This is a genomic window from Streptococcus sp. HMSC067A03, from assembly GCF_001814295.1.
GTDB classification, from domain to species: Bacteria; Bacillota; Bacilli; order Lactobacillales; family Streptococcaceae; genus Streptococcus; species Streptococcus constellatus.
The window spans coordinates 66,965-87,529 of the sequence record NZ_KV815682.1; the positions used below are offsets into that span (position 1 = coordinate 66,965).

General features: G+C 37.3%; 16 protein-coding genes and 2 pseudogenes. 10 read left to right on the top strand and 8 right to left on the bottom strand.

What is annotated here, in order from left to right; genetic code table 11:
- Positions 1 to 26: 26 nt before the first annotated feature.
- Both HMPREF2963_RS08130 and HMPREF2963_RS09620 read left to right on the top strand, forming a co-directional pair.
- Positions 27 to 455, top strand: coding sequence for a VOC family protein (locus tag HMPREF2963_RS08130; protein WP_003032481.1), 429 nt, complete (start codon positions 27 to 29; stop codon positions 453 to 455).
- A gap of 96 nt (positions 456 to 551) precedes the next feature.
- A pseudogene (locus tag HMPREF2963_RS09620) lies at positions 552 to 691 on the top strand (competence protein TfoX); the annotation flags it as partial.
- Positions 692 to 815: 124 nt separating this feature from the next.
- Here HMPREF2963_RS09620 and lysS read toward each other — a convergent pair.
- The 5 genes from lysS to HMPREF2963_RS08155 form a co-directional block, all read right to left on the bottom strand.
- Complete coding sequence (lysS, locus tag HMPREF2963_RS08135; RefSeq protein WP_070669363.1) at positions 816 to 2,303, bottom strand: lysine--tRNA ligase; 1,488 nt, start codon at positions 2,301 to 2,303, stop codon at positions 816 to 818.
- Positions 2,304 to 2,385: 82 nt separating this feature from the next.
- Positions 2,386 to 3,027 (bottom strand): histidine phosphatase family protein, encoded by a 642-nt coding sequence (locus HMPREF2963_RS08140; protein WP_006268068.1) that lies wholly within the window; start codon positions 3,025 to 3,027, stop codon positions 2,386 to 2,388.
- Positions 3,028 to 3,051: 24 nt separating this feature from the next.
- The gene (locus HMPREF2963_RS08145; RefSeq protein WP_003068525.1) at positions 3,052 to 3,528 is read right to left on the bottom strand and encodes an aminoacyl-tRNA deacylase; all 477 of its coding nucleotides are present in this window, start codon (positions 3,526 to 3,528) and stop codon (positions 3,052 to 3,054) included.
- Positions 3,528 to 4,370, bottom strand: a complete 843-nt coding sequence (locus HMPREF2963_RS08150) for a DUF368 domain-containing protein (RefSeq protein WP_070669364.1) — start codon at positions 4,368 to 4,370, stop codon at positions 3,528 to 3,530. Before HMPREF2963_RS08150 ends, HMPREF2963_RS08145 begins: the two co-directional genes overlap by 1 nt.
- Before the next feature lie 123 nt (positions 4,371 to 4,493).
- Positions 4,494 to 5,336, bottom strand: a complete 843-nt coding sequence (locus tag HMPREF2963_RS08155; RefSeq protein ID WP_003068529.1) for a glycoside hydrolase family 25 protein — start codon at positions 5,334 to 5,336, stop codon at positions 4,494 to 4,496.
- A gap of 299 nt (positions 5,337 to 5,635) precedes the next feature.
- Between HMPREF2963_RS08155 and ftsW the strand changes: the two genes are divergently transcribed.
- From ftsW to HMPREF2963_RS08195, 8 genes are all read left to right on the top strand, one after another.
- Positions 5,636 to 6,868 carry a cell division peptidoglycan polymerase FtsW gene (ftsW, locus tag HMPREF2963_RS08160; protein WP_020997950.1) on the top strand — a complete coding sequence of 411 codons (1,233 nt, stop codon included), beginning with the start codon at positions 5,636 to 5,638 and terminating at the stop codon, positions 6,866 to 6,868.
- Positions 6,869 to 6,906: 38 nt separating this feature from the next.
- Positions 6,907 to 9,606, top strand: a complete 2,700-nt coding sequence (ppc, locus tag HMPREF2963_RS08165) for a phosphoenolpyruvate carboxylase (protein ID WP_070669365.1) — start codon at positions 6,907 to 6,909, stop codon at positions 9,604 to 9,606.
- A gap of 125 nt (positions 9,607 to 9,731) precedes the next feature.
- Positions 9,732 to 10,202 carry an RNA polymerase sigma factor gene (locus HMPREF2963_RS08170; protein ID WP_003073113.1) on the top strand — a complete coding sequence of 157 codons (471 nt, stop codon included), beginning with the start codon at positions 9,732 to 9,734 and terminating at the stop codon, positions 10,200 to 10,202.
- Positions 10,189 to 11,253: an anti sigma factor C-terminal domain-containing protein gene (locus HMPREF2963_RS08175; protein ID WP_070669366.1), complete on the top strand. Its 1,065-nt coding sequence runs from the start codon at positions 10,189 to 10,191 to the stop codon at positions 11,251 to 11,253. The genes HMPREF2963_RS08170 and HMPREF2963_RS08175 overlap by 14 nt, the downstream gene beginning before the upstream one ends.
- Before the next feature lie 123 nt (positions 11,254 to 11,376).
- On the top strand, positions 11,377 to 12,573 hold the full coding sequence (gene tuf / locus HMPREF2963_RS08180; RefSeq protein WP_003023932.1) for an elongation factor Tu: 1,197 nt from the start codon (positions 11,377 to 11,379) through the stop codon (positions 12,571 to 12,573).
- Between the two features lie 156 nt (positions 12,574 to 12,729).
- Entirely contained in the window at positions 12,730 to 13,488 is a 759-nt protein-coding gene (gene tpiA, locus HMPREF2963_RS08185; RefSeq protein WP_006268363.1) for a triose-phosphate isomerase, read from the top strand.
- 66 nt (positions 13,489 to 13,554) lie between these two features.
- A complete protein-coding gene (locus HMPREF2963_RS08190; RefSeq protein WP_070669367.1) occupies positions 13,555 to 17,307 on the top strand; it encodes a GBS Bsp-like repeat-containing protein in 3,753 nt (1,250 codons plus the stop codon).
- 165 nt (positions 17,308 to 17,472) lie between these two features.
- Complete coding sequence (locus HMPREF2963_RS08195; RefSeq protein WP_006269648.1) at positions 17,473 to 18,324, top strand: CPBP family intramembrane glutamic endopeptidase; 852 nt, start codon at positions 17,473 to 17,475, stop codon at positions 18,322 to 18,324.
- A gap of 17 nt (positions 18,325 to 18,341) precedes the next feature.
- Here HMPREF2963_RS08195 and HMPREF2963_RS09745 read toward each other — a convergent pair whose 3' ends face one another.
- The 3 genes and pseudogenes from HMPREF2963_RS09745 to mnmE all read right to left on the bottom strand — a co-directional run bounded on the left by HMPREF2963_RS09745 (position 18,342) and on the right by mnmE (position 20,295).
- A complete protein-coding gene (locus HMPREF2963_RS09745; RefSeq protein ID WP_020997947.1) occupies positions 18,342 to 18,500 on the bottom strand; it encodes a helix-turn-helix domain-containing protein in 159 nt (52 codons plus the stop codon).
- 36 nt (positions 18,501 to 18,536) lie between these two features.
- Positions 18,537 to 18,683 (bottom strand): annotated as a pseudogene (locus HMPREF2963_RS08200) (transposase); the annotation flags it as partial.
- A gap of 238 nt (positions 18,684 to 18,921) precedes the next feature.
- Positions 18,922 to 20,295 carry a tRNA uridine-5-carboxymethylaminomethyl(34) synthesis GTPase MnmE gene (gene mnmE / locus HMPREF2963_RS08205; protein ID WP_070669368.1) on the bottom strand — a complete coding sequence of 458 codons (1,374 nt, stop codon included), beginning with the start codon at positions 20,293 to 20,295 and terminating at the stop codon, positions 18,922 to 18,924.
- Between the last annotated feature and the right edge of the window lie 270 nt (positions 20,296 to 20,565).

Below are 20,565 nucleotides of genomic sequence, written 5' to 3' on the forward strand. Positions count from 1 at the left end.
GTTAATTAGAAATTATGGAGGTAGTAATGAATAAGATTACTTGTATTTGTTTAGGTGTTAGCGATATGGAAAAGTCAATAAAGTTTTACAGAGATGGTTTAGGATATAAGACTGACTGTAAAGAAAATAATCCGCCAGTATGTTTTTTCAATACTCCAGGAACAAAATTTGAACTATTTCCTTTAGAACAATTGGCAAAAGATATTGATGAACATAACCCACCAAAGAGAAATGGATTTTCTGGAATTACATTAGCGTACAATGTTGAACAAAAAGAAGATGTTGATAGTGTAATTGAATTAGTACGAAATGCTGGTGGAAGAATTGTAAAAGAACCACAAGACACCTTTTGGGGTGGATATCACGCCTATTTTTCTGATTTAGATGGATATTATTGGGAAGTTGCATGGGGACCAAATTTTAAGTTTGACAAAAATGGACTATTGAAATTTTAGTAATTAAAGGAGATATAAAAAAAGGTATCAAGCAAAGAATACTTAGACTTTATTTTAAAACAAGTATCTGAATTAGATAATATTAGTTATAGAGCTATGATGGGAGAATTTATTATCTATTATAATGGAAAAATTATTGGCGGAATACATGATGGTAGATTACTTGTTAAACCTGTGCAGATATGCCAAATGTAGTGTATGACTTGCCGTATGATGGAGCAAAAGAAATAATTCTTGATTATAGTAGAATTTTGAACGAAAAAATTCAATTATGATAGAGTTAAAAAATGACCTTGTCCCTCTTGAACGAGGGAGCAAGGTCATTTTTGTTATCTCAGTATTCATTTGATAAGAAATTGTTTACTTCATCGTAGGGAAGAGCAATACGTCACGAATAGAAGTGACATCTGTCAACAGCATAATTAAGCGGTCAATTCCAATTCCGAGGCCGCCAGTTGGTGGCATACCGTATTCAAGAGCTTCTACATAGTCGTAGTCGATACCAGTCGCTTCATCATCTCCGAGTTCCTTAGCTTGGGCCTGTGCTTCAAAACGAGATAATTGATCAATTGGATCGTTCAACTCGGTAAAGGCATTGGCAAATTCGCGCCCAACGATAAAGAGTTCAAAGCGGTCGGTAAAGCGTGGGTCATCTGCATTTTTCTTAGCAAGAGGCGAGACTTCAACTGGATGCCCATAGATAAATGTAGGTTGAATCAACGTATCTTCTACAAAGTCTTCAAAGAAAGCATTGATAATATGACCAACTGTAAAATGCTTTTCAACCGTTACATGGTGTTCCTTAGCTAGTGCAGTGGCCTCTTCGAGAGTCATTTCTTTCCAGAAATCAATACCCGTCTGCTCTTTAATGGCTTCTAGCATATGCTTGCGTGCAAATTTGCGACCGATAGAGATTTCAGTACCTTGATAAGGGACGCTTTCGGCATCTGTAACAGCTTTAGCTGCACTTTGGATAATCCCTTCTGTCAAGTCCATGATATCCTCAAAATCCGCATAAGCTTGATAAGCTTCAATCGTAGTGAATTCAGGATTGTGAGTGGCATCCATTCCTTCGTTACGGAAAATGCGTCCCATTTCATAAACACGTTCCATACCACCAACAATCAGACGTTTTAAGTGCAATTCAGTTGCGATACGAAGTACCATATCAATATTTTGTGCATTGTGATGAGTAATAAATGGACGAGCAGCAGCACCACCAGCTTCATTATGTAGTACAGGTGTTTCAACTTCAAGGAATCCTTGGTTATCAAGATAACGGCGAATTTCTGAAACGATACGACTGCGAGTTACGAAGCGTTCAAAGCTTTCCCGATTGGAAATCAAATCCAAATAACGTTTACGATAAATCGTTTCAACGTCTGTTAGTCCATGGAATTTTTCTGGTAATGGACGAAGTGCTTTAGAGAGGTGTGTGATGTGAGTTGCTTTGATTGACAGCTCTCCCATATCTGTGCGCATAACCTCACCTTCGATACCAAGGAAGTCGCCAATATCCGCTTTTTTAAAAATTTGATAATTTTCTTCACCAACAGTATCTTTTCTGACATAGATTTGGATTTGACCTTCACGGTCTTGGATATGAGCAAAACCAACTTTGCCTTTCCCGCGCTTGGTCATAAGTCGTCCTGCAATGGTAGCAGTTTCCGCTAATTCATGTAGTTCTTCTTTTGTTTTATCACTATATTTTTCTTTTAATTGGGCAGAATCTGCAGTACGTTCAAAACGTTTACCAAAAGGGTCAATACCTTGTTCTGCTAAAGCGGTCATTTTTTCACGACGAATCAGTTGCTGGTCATTTAATTCTTCAATATGTTCAGTAGTCATATTCTTCCTCCTAAAGTTTACCTTCCTCATTCTATCATAAATAAGGCAGAAATTCATCTATAAATAAAGAAAAACCGTGATTTTATACGCTCACAGTTTCAATTGTTTCTAAGTGGTCAACATTGTTCCAATCAAGAAGTGTAAAATGTCCAAAATCTTGTGTTTCAAGAACAGTGACACTTCCATTGGCAAGGCCTCCCTGCTGACGAAGTTGAGCAAAGTCGTACCCTAATAACAAGCGTAAAGAAGCAGTTAGATTAGCTCCGTGACCGACAAAAAGAAGATTTTCATAAGAATGCTTATTTTGTGATTTGATAAAGCCGATTGTCCGTCGTGTTGTATGGTAGACCGATTCTGCGCCAAAGATTGAGTTGTTGAATTTGGCTAAGTTGTGTCGAAAGGCTTCCATTTGATGTGGGTAGATAGCAGTAATGGTGGAAATTTTCTGTCCTTCTAGGGAGCCAAGTTGCCACTCGCGTAGCTCTGTATGTGGTTCAACAACTGATGAATATTGATTTTCACTACAGATAATCTGTGCGGTTGCCATTGCGCGTGGTAAATCACTTGAAAAAATCTTATCAAATTTGATGTGAGACAGATGTTTTCCAAGCAAGTGTAGTTCTTTGATAGAAGTTTCAAGTAGTGGTGAGTCACCATTAGCTCCTTGAAATCGCCCTTCCAAATTCCATTGAGTTTTTCCGTGTCGAACGAAGTAGAGTTTCATACAGTTTCCTTTCTGAATGTTATATTAGTTTTCTTTTAAATCTGCAAAGTCTGCCTCAACAAAATCAGCTAAATCCTTTGCGTTAATTTCAATACTGTGTCCCAATTCTCCAGCCGATACGATAATAGTCTTGCGTGTTAATGCTGAATAATCAATAAAAATAGGAAAATGATGCTTTTGTCGAATGCCGACAGGATTATTTGCACCATGAATATAACCAGTTGTTTTTTCCAAATCCTTCTGTGGGATCATACTTACTTTTTTGTTACCAGATAGTTTGGCTAGTTTCTTTTCTGAAAGATGTTCTGTAATGGGCAAGATCCCAATGATAACACCTGTTTTATCACCTGTTAGGGCTAATGTCTTATAAATCTGTGAACGATCTATTTTTTCAGGTAATTCTCCTTCTAAAGCATTAATTTGAAGCCCTTTGTGGTTGACTTTAGCTTTCGTCAAGATTTGTTCAACCAAGGTTTTCTTGATTTTTGTTTTTTTAGCCATTATTTATACTTTTCCTCCAATTGGCTCATCCAAGCACCCAGCCAAGTTCCCAAACCAAAGAAGAAGGCAGCAGTAACCAAAGTGATGATAGAAGTATTAGCATAATGAATACTTTCACTGTTCCCAGGATTTGGTATCAAGATGAGAATGGTACTCGACAAGACAATCCCGATGATAAAATGATATACTCGAGAATGATAATTTTCTAAAGCATAATGCATAGATTTTGAAAAAATCACAAGTGCGAGAAGACCGCCGATTCCGATTGGTAAAAAAGTTCCTAAAATATCTAAAGATTTGAAACCGATCAGCATAGGAGAATACAGTCCCAAAATTAAAAGTAAATTTGAAGGACTTAAGCCTGGAACGAGAATTCCTAGTGCAATTAGCGCACCAGCTAAAATAAATGTCAAGAAATTTGCAGGTAAAGTTCCAACGAAACTATTGAGAAAATATAGGCAAATACCAGAAATGAGAAAGGTAGTAAGGAACCAAATAACATCAGTTCGATCGCGATCAGATTCTCTGACAGATTCGTTTAGCAAACTTGGAATCGTACCAATAATCGCACCTGCAAATCCCCATAAAACAATGATTTTATAATGCTCTAGTAAATATTCAACCGGCAGGGAAAATAGTGCAATTCCTAAAACCGTTCCAATGCCAACAGGTAAAAAATAAAGCACATTATCCTGAAAATTTTCCCTTATATGCGCTAAAAAATAAATCATCCGCTCGTAAATTCCCAAAATAGTAGCTAAAACTCCACCAGATACCCCGGGGAGAATAAATCCTAGCGCGATGATAATTCCCTTTAAAATTCTTATCAACCAAGAAATCATCAATTACTCCCTAAACTTTTCTATGCTAGTTATTATATCATATTTAGAAACAAGAAAGTAGTGATAAATGGAGTAGAAGAAGAGAAAAACTCTGTAAAGTTTTTACTGAAAACCATTACAGAGTCATTGTTTTCTATTACCAAATAATTTTTTAAACGTTTTTGTCTGATTTTTTAAAGGAGACAGTTGATTGAGATCGACATCATGTGCAAAACCACTAATTGAACCTTGTGATGTGTATTGATGTAAATCGTATTTCAAGTCTGTCTTAGGAGCTGCGTTGTAATAACCATCATTGTAGCCATAAGTTGGAATCCAAATCGCTGTAAATTTTTTGGTGGAAATACTATGTTCTTCAAGAAAATAGGTTCCGACATAAATCCCAATATTTTTAGCACCTAATGATGCTAACTTAGCACGAAAAGCTTCAACGCCAGCATTCATGTCCTCCATAGTTTTTTCTTCAACATCTAGCCAGTAGTAAGTCGGTTTGTATTTTGAAGCAGCCTTATAAAAACTTTCGGCAGCTTTTTGCATTTCTTTCTTACTGCTACCAGCAACATAAGCGTAAACAGCGACAGGGATATTTCGCTTTTGAAATTCTTCGATATGTCGTTGATAGGACTTGTCAATCCCATTTAGATGTGTAGCAGCATTTTCTTTTTTTGCTTGTGCTCCGCTATGCACGCGTATAATGGCGCCAGAGATATTTTTCGCTAATTGATCATAATCGATATCACTTGGTAGTTGCCAACCTGACAGGTCAATAATCGGTTTGTAGGTCTTATCTTCCTTGTTAGAATCAGAAATATCAGCTTGTTTTGGAGTGATAGTGGATGATTGCTCAATGGCAGCCTTTTGCTGTTTAGTTTCCTTGCTTTCTGAATAATGCTTCGCTCCTAAAATAATCGTAATAAAGCTCACAAAAAAGACAAAGACAACAAGCGGTTTAATCCTCTTTCTCATATAAATTTATTTTAACGTAAAGTCAGATAAAAAGCAAAATAAATTAGTAGAAAATAAGTATTTGTCATCAAATTGAAATATTAAAGAAAGCGGTTTATTGAGTACGATCAAGCTATTTGTGTATAAATACTTTTTCAAGCTCAAAATGTGACAGTAAATTTCATAGCCTTGTTCTTTTTTTAGTTAAAGTTTAGCCTAGATAACAAAAGGATTTCGAAAACGCCGTTCGTTAAATACTTTTATTTTACCCTGAAAAATGGTATAATGTTCGGTGAAAATTTTAAAATAATAGGTGAACTATGAAAATTGATAAACGCCACCTACTGAATTATTCCATTTTGATTCCTTATTTGATTTTATCTATTTTAGGACTGATAGTTGTTTATTCGACGTCAAGTGCTACTCTAGTACAGGTAGGAGCCAATTCTCTCAGATCTGTTTTAAATCAAGGAATTTTTTGGATAATCAGTTTGCTTGCTATTGCTTTAATTTATAAAATAAAGTTAGATTTCTTGAAAAACAATCGATTGATTGTCATTGTTATTTTTGTGGAAATCTTGCTCTTAATTTTATCACGTGTCCTTGGTGCACGAATCAATGGAGCACACGGTTGGTTACGTTTTGGTGGTTTTAGCATTCAGCCAGCTGAATATTTAAAAATCATTCTGGTTTGGTTCCTAGCGCTGCGTTTTTCTCATCAGCAAGATGAAATCGCAACTTATGACTATCAGGCTTTGACACGAAATCAACTGATTCCGCGTGCACTGAACGATTGGCGCATTCTTGCTATCGTGCTAATCGGAATCGTGGCTGCCTTGCCTGATTTAGGAAATGCGACCATTCTTTTGTTGACGACCATGATTATGGTAACGGTTAGTGGGATTGGTTATCGTTGGTTTTCAACTCTTCTCGGAGTGCTGGTCACTCTTTCTACAGTTGTTTTAACCAGTATTTGGCTCATTGGTGTGGAAAAAGTCGCTAAGGTTCCTGTGTTTGGGTATGTAGCAAAACGATTTAGTGCCTTTTTTAATCCATTTAAGGATCTGTCAGGTGCAGGTCACCAGCTAGCTAATTCCTATTATGCTATGAGTAATGGCGGTTGGTTTGGCTTAGGATTGGGAAACTCTATTGAGAAACGCGGATATTTGCCAGAAGCACAGACAGATTTCGTTTTTTCCATTGTTATTGAAGAATTTGGCTTTATTGGTGCCAGCTTGATTTTAGCTCTTTTATTTTTCCTTATTCTACGGATCATTCTGGTGGGAATACGAGCGAAAGATCCTTTCAATTCTATGATGGCTCTTGGTGTTGGTGGAATGTTACTGACGCAAACCTTTGTCAATATTGGGGGAATTTCAGGTTTGATTCCATCGACTGGTGTGACCTTCCCATTCTTGTCACAAGGTGGAAATAGCCTGTTGGTATTATCTGTTGCAATTGCTTTTGTGTTAAATATTGATGCCAATGAAAAACGAGAAAGTTTGTATAGGGAAATAGAAGAAACCAATCACGGTTTAAGAGTTGTTCGCTAACTTGAGATTGTGCAAAAGCTTACTGAAAGGTGTAGATCATGTCACTTCAAAAATTAGAAAATTACAATAATAAAGAAGTCATCCAAGAAGAAGTTACGATTTTGACGGACTTACTGGAAGAAGTTACACAAAATATGTTAAGTCCTGAAACCTTTGAAAAAATCATCGCTTTAAAAGAATTGGCAGCAGTTGGAAATTACGAAGGATTAAATGAAATTGTTCAGAATCTGTCGAACAAGGAAATGTCCTATATTTCACGTTATTTTTCTATCTTGCCTCTTTTGATCAATATTTCAGAAGACGTTGATTTAGCTTTTGAGATTAACTATCAAAATAATGTTGGTCAAGATTATCTTGGAAAATTATCCACAACAATTGATTTAGTTGCTGAAAAGGAAAATGCTGCTGAAATTTTAGAGCATTTAAATGTTGTACCTGTTTTAACAGCTCACCCAACTCAAGTGCAACGGACGACTATGTTGGATTTAACCAATCACATTCATGTCTTGTTACGTAGATACCGTGATGTGCGAATGGGCTTGCTCAATGAAGAAAAATGGCATAATGATCTTCGGCGATATATAGAAATTATCATGCGCACAGATATGATTCGTGAGAAAAAATTAAAAGTGACGAATGAAATCACTAATGTGATGGAATACTACAACAGTTCTTTCTTACAGGCAGTGACCAATCTAACAGAAGAATACAAGCGTCTAGCCAAAAAACATGGAATTGACTTAAAAAATCCAACCCCTATTACAATGGGAATGTGGATTGGTGGCGACCGAGATGGGAATCCGTATGTTACATCTGAAACGCTTAAAAAATCAGCTTTGACACAATGCGAAGTGATTATGAATTATTACGATACAAAAGTTGCTAACCTGTATCGTGAGTTTTCTTTGTCAACTGGTATCGTAAAAGTCAGTGAAGCGGTACAGGAAATGGCTTATTTATCAGAGGATAATTCTATTTACCGCGAAAAAGAATTGTATCGTCGCGCTTTATACTATATTCAAACAAAATTAAAGAATACAAAGGCTTACTTTATTGATCAGATAAAGACAGAGCCACATTACCACAAAATTGAAGAATTTAAACATGATTTGTTAGCGATTAAACAATCTCTTCTTGAAAATAAAAGCGAAGCAATGATTTCTGGCGAATTTACTGAATTATTGCAAGCGGTAGAAGTATTTGGTTTTTACCTTGCTTCTATCGATATGCGTCAAGATTCCAGTGTTCATGAAGCCTGCGTTGCGGAGTTGTTAGCAAGTGCAGGAATTGTGGAGAATTATAGCGAGCTTTCTGAGGACGAAAAATGTCATGTTCTGCTGAATGAACTTCTCTATGATCCACGGATTCTTTCTGCAACACACGCTAAAAAATCAGATCTTTTACAAAAAGAATTAGAAATTTTTCAGACAGCACGTGAGTTGAAAGACAAGCTAGGGGATGCTGTCATTAAGCAAACCATTATTTCTCATGCAACAAGTGTGTCTGACCTTTTAGAGCTGGCGGTTATGCATAAAGAAGTTGGTCTTATTGATAGGGAATTTGCGCGTGTGCAGATCGTGCCACTCTTTGAAACGATTGAGGATTTGGATAATTCTTATGATACGATGAAGAAATATTTATCTCTTCCAATTGCTCAGAAATGGATCGCCTCCAATAATAACTATCAAGAAATTATGCTTGGTTATTCGGATAGCAATAAAGACGGTGGTTACTTATCATCCTGCTGGACTCTCTATAAAGCTCAACAGCAATTGACCGCTATCGGAGATGAATTTGGTGTGAAGATTACATTCTTTCATGGTCGTGGTGGAACGGTCGGTCGTGGTGGTGGACCTACTTATGAAGCTATCACCGCTCAACCTCTCCGCAGTATCAATGACCGAATTCGCCTGACAGAGCAAGGAGAAGTTATTGGCAATAAATACGGAAATAAAGACGCTGCTTATTACAATTTAGAAATGCTGGTTTCGGCAACGATTAACCGTATGATTACTAAGAAAAAAAGTGATACCAACACTTCAAATCGTTATGAATATATTATGGATCAAGTAGTAAAACGGAGTTATCAAATTTATCGTGACCTGGTTTTTGGCAATGAGCATTTTTATGATTATTTCTTTGAATCAAGCCCGATTAAAGCTATTTCTAGTTTTAATATTGGTTCAAGACCGGCTGCTCGTAAAACTATTACGGAAATCGGTGGCTTGCGTGCCATTCCGTGGGTCTTTTCATGGTCCCAAAGTCGAGTGATGTTTCCTGGTTGGTATGGTGTTGGATCCAGCTTTAAAGAATTTATTGATGAAAATCCAAAAGAAAATCTAGCTTTCTTAAGAAAGATGTATAAAAACTGGCCTTTCTTCCAATCGCTTTTGTCCAATGTGGACATGGTGCTGTCTAAGTCGAATATGAATATCGCCTTTGAATATGCAAAACTATGCGAAGATGAAAAAGTTCAAGAAATCTATTACACAATCTTAGATGAGTGGCAGTTGACCAAGAATGTCATTCTTGCTATTGAAGATTATGATGAACTGTTAGAGGAAAATCCATACTTGCGAGACAGTTTGGATTACCGCATGCGTTATTTTAATATCTTGAATTATATTCAGCTAGAACTTATCAAACGCCAACGCCGTGGGGAGTTATCTCCTGACGAAGAAAGGTTGATCCACGTCACAATCAATGGAATTGCGACTGGACTGAGAAATTCAGGCTGATGAAGAATAAAAAATCGGAAATAGTCCGATTTTTTTATATTTTTGTAACCAGAAACGCTTTCAATTCGTTATACTAGTGAAGGAAGGGGGATGAGAATATCAAATTAGATGATTATGAAAAAGTTTTGATTGCCTTTGCGAAAGAAATCGTCTATTATCTGCAAGGCTCAGGCGTTCCAAAAGAGCAAGCAGAAGATGTTGTTCAAGATGTTTTTATCAAAATGCTAGAGTCTGATTTTGTCATCCCTGCTGAAAAAATGCGAGCTTGGATGTATCGTGTGTCTATTCGCCGTTATATTGATAAATACCGGCGTGATAAGCATTATATGGAAATCCTGAGACGAGATTTTTTTACAAAGGGAAATCAATTGATTGTTGAAGGATCAGACTACGACTTTCTCATGGAGGAGGTGGAAAAGTTGCCAATGCGGGATAAAATCATGTTGGATCTTTATTATTTTCAAGGGTTCTCAACAGGCGAAATAGCAGAAGTGCTTCATTATTCTAAAAGCAAAGTCAAGGTTCAGCTCATGCGCAGTCGAAAGAAACTTCGACAGGTTTTGGAAAAGAAAGGATATTATCATGGAAACTTTTGAAATCGTTGCAAAGAAAAACAAAAAGAGAAATAGAAAGCGAATCATTCTCTGGTCAACAACAGTAGTGATAGTATTTTTTGGAATATATATTGGTGCTCGTATGATTACGGGAAAACTCATCAGCAACCAAGCTTGGAAGGTAGTCAATGAGGTACAACTAGTTGAAAGCGTTGCCTTTCCTAATATTGAAACTTATACCTGGTCTGCTAATGGTGGGGACATGCTCCATGGTGGTATTAAAGGTAGACAAGCTAAAGATATTTATGGAATTCCACTCGACTATGGTGAATATAAGGCAGATTTTGGAATTTTTAATATCAATCGAGGAATCCATTTTCATGCAAATTCTGGCAGATATACAGAATCTGGGGCAACTATTCAAATAGAAAATAACCAAAAAGTGCCACAATTCTACAATAAAAATGTGAAAGAGGAGAAAGGAGAATCTGTCCATGAACCAACTAAAGAGCTTCCTTACGTAAAAGATATGCAAAATCAATTAGTAGAGGTAGCACTGACTTTTGATAAACCGTATAGTTTAAAAGAAATTCGAGCAATGATTCCTAAGAATCTTAAAACCAATTGGTATTGGATTGGTACAAATTCAACAGGTGATCCAAGTTGGTGGCAACCAAGTAATCTATACGGCACGAGTCCAGATTATCTAACGAAAAAAGAATATGTTCACAAAAAGGAAGCAGAAGAAGCTATTAAAAATCTCAAAGAAGGAGAGAGACTGAGTAACAGACTTGCCCAAATGAAAGATGTAGATGGATTCTTGGTTAATTTAAAAAAATATATTGCGACTGACATTGGAAAAAGTACCTACAATAATGTAACTCCGTCAGATGACATTAAAACTTACTTGAAAAAATTTGGTAAGCTAGACTTGTCTAAGAAAGAAGACTTAGAAAAATTAGAATTCTCAGGCGTTATCCTAACAGGAAAAGCTGAAAATTTTGCACAGTTGGAAGGTAAGGAGTGGATTTATGCATCAAGCATTGGAGCTTCTATACCAAATCAACCATACTACAAGTTGGACAAAGAATAAATTGATAAAAAAGGCGTAAAACACTTGCAATTTGAAGAAAATTTGATAAAATAATAAAGAAAGTTAGACTGTATTGCCTACTGTCTATCTATAAAATATATTTTATTGGAGGCTTTTACTCAAATGGCAAAAGAAAAATACGATCGTAGTAAACCACACGTTAACATCGGTACAATCGGACACGTTGACCATGGTAAAACTACCCTAACTGCAGCTATCACGACTGTACTTGCACGTCGTCTTCCAAGTTCAGTTAACCAACCAAAAGATTATTCATCTATTGATGCTGCTCCAGAAGAACGCGAACGCGGAATCACTATCAACACTGCACACGTTGAGTATGAAACTGCTAAACGTCACTATGCTCACATCGATGCTCCAGGACACGCGGACTACGTTAAAAACATGATTACTGGTGCTGCTCAAATGGACGGAGCTATCCTCGTAGTAGCTTCAACTGATGGACCAATGCCTCAAACTCGTGAACATATCCTTCTTTCACGTCAAGTAGGTGTTAAATACCTTATCGTCTTCATGAACAAAGTTGACTTGGTTGACGATGAAGAATTGCTTGAATTGGTTGAAATGGAAATCCGTGACCTTCTTTCAGAATACGATTTCCCAGGTGATGAAATCCCAGTTATCCAAGGTTCAGCTCTTAAAGCTCTTGAAGGTGATGAAAAATATGAAGACATCATCATGGAATTGATGGATACTGTTGATGAATACATTCCAGAACCAGAACGTGACACTGACAAACCACTTCTTCTTCCAGTCGAAGATGTATTCTCAATCACTGGACGTGGTACTGTTGCTTCAGGACGTATCGACCGTGGTACTGTTAAAGTCAATGATGAAGTTGAAATTGTTGGTATTCGTGACGAAATCCAAAAAGCAGTTGTTACTGGTGTTGAAATGTTCCGTAAACAATTGGACGAAGGTCTTGCTGGAGATAACGTAGGGGTTCTTCTTCGTGGTATCCAACGTGACGAAATCGAACGTGGACAAGTTCTTGCTAAACCAGGTTCAATTCATCCACACACTAAATTCAAAGGTGAAGTTTACATCCTTACTAAAGAAGAAGGTGGACGTCATACTCCATTCTTCAACAACTACCGTCCTCAATTCTACTTCCGTACTACAGACGTTACAGGTTCAATCGAACTTCCTGCAGGTACTGAAATGGTAATGCCTGGTGATAACGTAACAATTGATGTTGAGTTGATCCACCCAATTGCCGTAGAACAAGGAACTACATTCTCTATCCGTGAAGGTGGACGTACTGTAGGTTCAGGTATGGTTACAGAAATCGAAGCTTAATTTAGTTAAGTTCCCAGATGAACAATTAAAGTCAGACAAACGAGCTCCGCTATTGCGGGGCTTTCTTTTTTATGATTTCATTAGACTCAGTCTTTATTTCTCTATTAAATTATGGTAAAATGATAGATGTAAATAAAAAAAGAAGAGGTATGTGAAATGTCACGTAAACCATTTATCGCTGGTAACTGGAAAATGAACAAAAATCCAGAAGAAGCTAAAGCATTTGTTGAAGCAGTAGCTTCTAAATTGCCTTCATCAGAACTTGTTGAAGCTGGTATCGCAGCTCCAGCCCTTGACTTGTCAACAGTTCTTGCAGCTGCTAAGGGTTCTGATCTTAAAATTGCCGCAGAAAACTGCTATTTTGAAGATGCTGGTGCTTTCACTGGTGAAAATAGTCCCAAAGTTCTTTCTGAAATGGGCACAGATTATGTTGTAATTGGTCACTCAGAACGTCGTGAATACTTCCATGAGACAGATGAAGATATCAACAAAAAAGCAAAAGCAATCTTTGCAAATGGGATGCTTCCAATTATTTGTTGTGGTGAAACACTTGAAACTTATGAAGCAGGTAAAGCTGCTGAATTCGTAGGTGGACAAGTTTCAGCCGCTCTTGCTGGCTTATCAGAAGAACAAGTTTCTTCACTTGTTATCGCATATGAACCAATCTGGGCTATTGGTACTGGTAAATCAGCTAGCCAAGATGACGCACAAAAAATGTGTAAAGTTGTTCGTGACACAGTTGCAGCAGATTTTGGCCAAGCAGTAGCGGATAAAGTTCGTGTACAATACGGCGGCTCAGTAAAACCTAACAATGTTGCTGAATACATGGCTTGCCCAGATGTTGATGGCGCTCTTGTTGGTGGTGCATCACTTGAAGCAGAAAGTTTCCTTGCGTTATTAGACTTTGTGAAATAATTCTTATAAAAAGTGATCAGCTTGCTAGACTTTTATAGCAGGCTGATTTTAAAATGGAGAACAAAAGTGAGAAAGAAAAGTTTATTTTATTTAACAAGCACAGCTATTTTAATTGCAGCTAGTTCGCATCAAGTTTTTGCCGCTGAATCCGTAAAAGCTTCTACTTCAGAAACAACAGTAGAGCTCAATAAACAAGAAGCTGATTCTTCACCTAAATTCCAAACAAAAGAAGCTACTCATACATCTCCAGTAAATCAAGTAACTTCATCTTCTTCATCTGAAAATGAAGTAACTGATTCTTCGACTGCTTTAACTGAGGCTAAAGCGTCTAAAGAAAAATCAGTTGTGAAAGAAAATCCAGTAGTTGCAAATGAGACTAAAAAAGACAATAAATCAACTTTTTTTGCTGCGCAAAATAATCAAGCAACAGCTAGGAGTAATACTGATGCACAAGTGAAAAAATCAACTTTTGTAGATGTCAGTAGTCATAATGGTCACATCAGCAAAGAAGATTATCAGCGCTTAGCTGAAAAAGGAGTAAGTGGCGTTGTTGTTAAACTAACAGAAGGAACGAGCTATAAAAATCCTTATGCAATTTCTCAAGCACAAAATGCACAAGCTGCGGGTATGCAAGTATCAGCTTATGCTTTTTCTCACTATACTAATGAAGCAGAAGCAAGGGCAGAAGCGCGCTATTTTTCAGAGGAAGCAAGGAGATTAAATCTTCCGTCATCAACTGTTATGGTAAATGATATTGAAGATTCCGATATGCTTTCGAATATCAATACAAGCACTCAAGCTTGGGCGGATGAAATGCGGCGTATGGGTTTTTCCAATTTGATGTACTATACAAGTGCAAGTTGGCTTGATCGAAACAATCTCAGAACGAAAGGACCAATCCAAACAGAGAGATTTGGTTTAGAGAATTTCTGGGTAGCGCAATATCCAACTTCAAAATTAAGTGCTGATGATGCAAAAACATTGAAATATAATAGTGAAGCAGGGGCTTGGCAGTTTACTTCGCAAGCTGAGTTGCTACCTGGCCGCCACGTGTTTGATCAAAGCGTGGATTATACTGGACGTTTTACTGGTAATGCACCTATTGCAAAAAATGCTTTATCCGGAACGATTACTATTGCCAATAATAATCCTGAAACAGGAACTTTTGATGTGATTGTCTCAAATGTCGGTGCACCTTATGGCGTTCGTGAAGTGAAAGTGCCAATTTGGTCCAGTGTCAATGGTCAAGATGATATTATTTGGTATACAGCTGCTAGACAATCTGATGGAACTTATAAGGTAACGGTCAAGGCAAGTAATCACAAAAACTCGGTTGGTGAGTATAATATCCATCTTTACTATGTTCAAAATGATGGTCAATTAATTGGTGTGACTGGAACGAAAACAACTGTATCCATTGGTAAGCCCAAAGGAACAATTACCATTCAAAACAACAATCCCAATACAGGAACCTTTGATGTGATTGTTTCAGAAGTTTCCAATCCAGCTGGTGGAGTGAAGACAGTTAGTGTTCCAGTTTGGTCTAGTGATGGTGGACAGGATGATATTATTTGGTATACAGCTGCTAGACAATCTGATGGAACTTATAAGGTAACGGTCAAGGCAAGTAATCACAAAAACTCGGTTGGTGAGTATAATATCCATCTTTACTATGTTCAAAATGATGGTCAATTAATTGGTGTAGGTGGAACGAAAACCAATGTTTCTATTGCTAAACCACAAGGGAAAATTACTATTGCTAATAATAATCCTGAAACAGGAACCTTTGATGTGATTGTTTCAGAAGTTTCCAATCCAGCTGGTGGAGTGAAGACAGTTAGTGTTCCAGTTTGGTCTAGTGATGGTGGACAGGATGATATTATTTGGTATACAGCTGCTAGACAAGCTGATGGAACTTATAAGGTGACTGTTAAAGCAACTGATCATAAACGATCCACAGGTGAATATAATATTCATCTATATTATGTTCAACATGATGGTCAGTTAGTAGGAGTGACTGGAACAACGACAACTGTTTCGATGGCTCGTCCTAAAGGTACTTTGACAATTACGAATAATAATCCGAATGCAGGAACCTTTGATGTGATTGTATCAGGTGTTTCCAGCCCAGATGGTGTTCGCGAGGTAAAATTACCGACTTGGTCTAATGTAGATGGTCAAGATGACATTATCTGGTATACTGCTAAAAAGCAAGCAGATGGAACCTATAAGGTAACGGTTAAAGCTAGTGATCATAAATATTCAACAGGCATATACAATGTTCATCTTTATTATGTACAAGATGATGGTAAATTAGTAGGTGTAGCAGGGACACAAACAGTTGTTTCTTTAGCTAAGCCACAAGGACAAATTACCATTCAAAACAATAATCCTGATACTGGAACCTTTGATGTTATCGTGTCCAATGTTTCTAATCCTTACGGTGTACGCGAAGTCAAGTTACCAATTTGGTCTAGTGTCAATGGACAAGATGATATTATCTGGTATACGGCAGCTAAGCAAGCCAATGGAACTTATAAGGTGACTGTTAAGGCAAGTAATCACAAAAACTCGGTTGGTGAGTATAATATTCATCTATATTATATCCAAAATAATGGTAAATTGGTGGGTGTGACTGGAACAAAAACCAATGTTTCCATTGCTAAACCACAAGGGAAAATTACTATTGCCAATAATAATCCTGATACTGGGACCTTTGATGTGATTGTATCAGAAGTTTCCAATCCAGCTGGTGGAGTGAAAGCAGTTAGTGTTCCAATTTGGTCTAGTGTCAATGGGCAGGATGATATTATTTGGTACACTGCTACAAAGCAAGTCAATGGAACCTATAAAGTCACAGTCAAAGCCAGTGATCATAAATATTCGACCGGTTTATATTATGTTCATTTATACTATGTTCAAAATAATGGAACATTGATTGGAGTAGGTGGTACATCAACCAATGTCACAATTTCTCCAGATAAGCTGAAACCAACTGGAAAAATCACTATTCAAAACAACAATCCCAACACAGGAACTTTTGAAGTTGTCGTATCCAATGTTTTCAGTCCCAATGGTGTTCGTGAAGTGAAACTACCAACTTGGTCTAGTGTCAATGGACAAGATGATGTTAGTTGGTACACAGCCACAAAACAAGCTGATGGAACTTATAAATTATTTGTCAATGCTAGTAATCATAAAAACTCCACTGGTGAATACAATGTCCATCTATATTATGTCCAAAATGATGGTCAATTAGTTGGTGTGGGGGGGATTAAACTTCAAGTTAACAAAAGAGTCTATGAAACGCCATATTATTCTCAACGTGATAGTCGTTGGGCAGGACGAACTTATGGTGGTTATACGTTTGCCGCAACAGGCTGCGTTCCAACGACAGTCGCTATGGCAATTTCTGGTATTACAGGACAGACTGTCTTGCCAACGACTGTGGCCGATTATCTCTATCATTCTACGAATGAATTTAATAAGAGAAGTTACGGAACAACGAGCCACGGAATTGTATTAGCAGCACGGCATTGGGGTCTAAAAACAGAGACTTTAGGATCAACTGCAGCTGTACGAGAAGCACTTGCTATGGGGCACCATGTGCTTGGTGCAGTAGGAACTAGTGTGTTTGCAAATTATCCTGTCACACATGAATTAATCATGAAAGGTTATAACAACGGAATGACCTATGTAATGGATCCTTATAATGCTAGTAATAATGGCTATTATTCAGTAGATTATTTATTTAGAGTACGGAGTTTGGATCCAACTGATAATACAGAGGGGTCACCATTTATGACAATCAGAGCGTAGGTTGTACTTATTCTGATGAGAATGAAAAATATATATTTTGACCCGTGGTGCTATATATAAAAACATAACAATTTAATAACGATTGCTATATTTTATTGTGAATATTGGTACAGTCAATTAGTTTGTATTGCAGTAGTATGTATAATTAAGAAAAGGTAAATTTACATGGGAAAATTAGAGCTTAACAGCACAATGCTTGAATTGAAAAAGTCAGAGGGAGCAGGTTTTAAGACATTTGCACTTTGCTATCTGCTTTATATTGCTGTAATGATTATTTTTCAGATTATATTCAGAGGCAGTCAACAAATCGTAGGAGTTCTTGCTGGCTACTTCGCTGCAATGCCCGTTTGTGTGGGCTTTATGGTTAAGGTCGGTAAAAGGAGCTTTGCATCTCTGGGAATGAGTAAAGAAAAGTTTTTACTCAGATATTGTGCCGGCTGGCTTGTCTCTCTTGTTATGCTGGCAATTGTGTGGGGGATTAATATTCTGCTTGGCGGAGTGAGCTTTCAGTTCAATAAGAACTTCAACATAACAGTCTTCTTAATGTTGCTTGCCGGATTTGTAGTTCAGGGCTTTATGGAAGAGTTTTTGCTTAGAAGCCTGTTGTTTACTCAGATTGCTGTAAAGTGGGGCATGGCTGCGGGTATAATTTCCAATTCGATAATATTTGGACTCGGACACATCAGTAATTCAGGTGCTTCCGCGATCAGCCTAATCAATACCGTTCTAATCGGAACATTTGCAAGCCTTATATTCTACTATTATGACAATGTATGGCTGGTGAGCGGATTTCATTCGGGATGGAATTTCATATTGGGACCAGTTTTCGGCATTATAGTGAGTGGCTTTGCACAGCCTACAAGCGTACTTCTCACTGAGGCGGACATGAATCAAACCATATTGAACGGAGGCAGATACGGCTTTGAAGCGGGACTGCCCGTGACTGTTATATCTATTTTGCTGATAGTGATTTACTGGGTTAAAATTATACGCAAACCAAAGGCTGTACCGGGATAATACACATAAACTGCCACTTATCGGGATTTTATTTTCTCTGAGGAGTTCTTAAATTCATTGGGTGACATCCCAAATTCTTTTCTAAATGTACGGTAAAAACCGGAATAGTCGCCAAAGCCACATTCTGCATAAGCTGTTGTTATGTCTTTGCCGGAGGCAATCGAAGCCTTACACAAATAGGCTCTTTGTCAACTGTAGTGGGTGACGAAAAGTTACAACCTGGAGAGGACCAAATTGGTTCTCTCCTTTTTGATATTTAAAGCGATGAGAATTCTAGTTTTAAAGTTTTCAAAGTTTCGGAAGCCAAAAGCGTTGCGCTTGATAACCTTGATAAGGTTGTTAGTAGCTTCTAGCTTAGCGATGATTTCTTTATGTGTACCAGCATCTAGATAATCCAAAATAGTAATATTAGGGTCTTTCATTCCGAGTAAGGTTGTGATAAAATTTCATTGTTCCATAAGAGCCTTTCTAATGATGATTTTGTCGCTTTTCATTATAGGTCTTATGGGACTTTTTTATGAACACAATAAAAAAACTCTATGACTTCTACAGAAAAAATCATAGAGTTTGATTGTTTTCAACTGAATTTATCTTTTGTTATTTTCCCAAGCAAAATTGGCTGAAAAGCTGAGTAATGAGTTCATCAGGAGCTGCATCCCCTGTGATTTCGCCGAGGATTCTCCACGTCTGAGTTAGATCGACTTGAACTAAGTCTACCGGCATTCCCAAATCTAGTCCCTCATTAACAGCATGAAGACTTTCGATGGCCTTTTCGATTAGAGAGATATGACGAGAGTTCGAGAGATAAGTAGCGTCTTGTTCTGCAATGCCAGCATTTTCAAAGAAAAGTTGATTGATTCGTTCTTCAATTTTATCAATATTTTGATTTTGAAGAGCCGAAATCTTGATAAAATCATCTGGGAGTTGAGTAGTTTCAATCTTTTCGTCCAAATCTGTCTTATTAAGTAGCAAGATACGATTGGTGTTTTGGCTGATTTCTAAAAGTTTATGGTCTTGTTCTGTTAAGGGCTCGTTTGCATTTAGCACAAGAAGTACAAGGTCAGCATCTTTGAGAGCTTTTTTGGATCGCTCTACTCCGATTTGTTCGACAATATCATCTGTATCACGGATACCGGCAGTATCGATCAATTTTAATGGCACGCCATTAATGTTGACATATTCTTCAATGACGTCGCGAGTGGTACCAGCTATATCTGTCACAATAGCCTTATCCTCACGTAAAAGGTTGTTGAGAAGGCTAGATTTGCCAACATTAGGGCGGCCGATAATAGCGGTAGAAATTCCTTCACGTAGAATCTTACCTTGGCGTGCTGTTTTTAAAAGTTGAGTTAAAAGTTCTTCAAAGTCAGCCGTTTTTTCACACAGAAGTTTGGTCGTCATTTCCTCAACATCATCATATTCTGGATAGTCAATATTGACTTCAACTTGAGCCAGCGTGTTAAGTATTTCTTGACGTATATTATTGATGAGATCGGATAGAGACCCATCTAATTGCTTGACAGCAATATTCATAGCTTTATCCGTTTTTGCTCTGATAATGTCCATGATCGCTTCAGCTTGTGTCAAATCTACACGTCCATTGAGAAAGGCTCGTTTGGTAAATTCACCAGGTTCTGCGATTCTGGCACCTTCTCGAATCACTAATTGAAGGATTTCATTCGTAACAGCGATTCCACCGTGCGTATTGATTTCAATCACGTCTTCGCGTGTAAATGTTTTGGGAGAACGCATTGCTCCAATCATGACTTCATCTAAAATTTCGTCTTTTGCTGGATCAACAATATGGCCATAATTTAGTGTATGACTAGCAACTGTACTTAAATCTTTTCCTTTAAAGATTTTTTGAGCAATGGCAAAGCTCTCTGTTCCACTCAGTCGAACAATACCGATAGCTCCTTCACCAAGAGGAGTAGAGATAGCAGCAATCGTATCAAATTCTTTGGTAATCATCATTTATTCCTTATATAATGTATTCAAATGTACTCTCTATTCATTGTAACGCAAAACAATGCTTGTCGCAAGATTTTCACATGCTATTTTTAGTCAAGAGAGCTCTTCATCATTTTTTCAACAAGATAAACTAAATAAAAAAGATTATTCGGTTATTCATTTGAAATATCAAATTATAATAGAAAAAATTAAGGATTTTTAACATTTTATCATAAAGAAAAAAGGAATATTCGGCTTTTAGAATTTTTGGTAAAAAATAATAATTTTACA